Annotated in this window: 2 protein-coding genes; both read left to right on the top strand. The window is 73.0% G+C overall.

All coding sequences use genetic code 11. The annotated features are described in order from the left end of the window. On the top strand, positions 1-1,001 hold a 1,001-nt coding region (locus ASG00_RS10615), incomplete at its 5' end, for a sensor histidine kinase (protein WP_235559490.1). Then, a partial coding sequence (locus ASG00_RS18110) for a response regulator (RefSeq protein ID WP_327037505.1) occupies positions 998-1,274 on the top strand: 277 nt, incomplete at its 3' end. The genes ASG00_RS10615 and ASG00_RS18110, both read left to right, overlap by 4 nt.

The raw sequence follows: 1,274 nt of genomic DNA on the forward strand, positions 1-1,274 counted from the left end.
TCGACTTCATCACGATCATGGAGCCCGACGGCACCCGCGTCACCCATCGCGACGTGTCGGTGATCGGCGAGACCTACATCGGCACGATCCCGCAGCCGCCGGCGACCTTCACCGAGGAGTACACCGGCACGCTCGGCCCGTCGCTGCGCACCATCACGCCCGTGTACGACGACGGACGGCTGGTGGGGTGGGTGTCGGTCGGGGTCACGACCGGCAGCATCGGCGCACTCTTCCTCGAGCGGCTCCCCGTCGTCGCGATCGCCGCGATCGTGGCCGTCGCCGCCGGCTTCGCCGTCGCGCTCGTCGTGCGCCGGGTGACTCGACGCGTGACCGGCGACCTGTCGGCCCGGGGCGTGCGCGAGACCCTCTCCTCGTACGAGTCGATGCGCACGCTCGGCGAGGCCCTGCGTGCGCAGACCCACGAGCACGGCAACCGCATGCACACCGCCGCCTCCCTGGTGGAGCTCGGCCGCATCGACGAGGCGATCGCGCTCCTGACCGAGGCGTCGCGGCAGTCGCAGGCGCTCGTCGACGTCGCCGCAGGCACGTCCGGCGACCCGGCGGTGGGAGCGCTGCTGCTGGGCAAGGCGTCCCAGGCGGCGGAGCGGGGCATCCGCTGGGAGACCCACATCGATGCGGAGGCTCCCGGCGGCCTCCTGCCGCCGATGGAGATGGTGTCGCTGGTCGGCAACCTCGTCGACAATGCGCTGGATGCCGCGGCTGCGGGCCTCACACCCCGATGGGTGTCGACGCGGCTGAGCCCCGACGTATCGGGTACGGGTCTCATCATCGAGGTCGCCGACAGCGGGGCCGGGGTGCCGGCGGAACTGCGCGAGCGCATCTTCCAGCGCGGGTTCTCGACGAAGGCCGCGAGCGCGGGCGGACGCGGGGTCGGCCTGGCGCTTGTCGGCGCCCTCGTGCGCGACGCGGGCGGCACGGTCGAGATCGGCACGACGCCGAGCCGGTTCACCGTGACGCTGCCGGGCGGAGGCGCCGCGTGATCGGCGTGATGATCGTCGACGACGAGGCGCTCACCCTCGAGCTGCACCGGTCGTACGTCGAACGACTGCCCGGTTTCGAGGTCGTCGCCGAGTGCACGTCAGCGCGCGCAGCCCACCGAGCGCTGGTCGAGCAGCCGCCGCCGGGCGGAATCGACCTGGTCCTGCTGGACGTCACCATGCCCGACGGCACCGGCGTGGACGTGCTGCGCCAGGCTCGCGCCGCCGGCGTCGACGTGGACGTCGTTGCGGTCACGAGCGTGCGCGACGCCGAGG

This window comes from Microbacterium sp. Leaf351, from assembly GCF_001423825.1.
GTDB lineage: Bacteria > Actinomycetota > Actinomycetes > Actinomycetales > Microbacteriaceae > Microbacterium > Microbacterium ginsengisoli.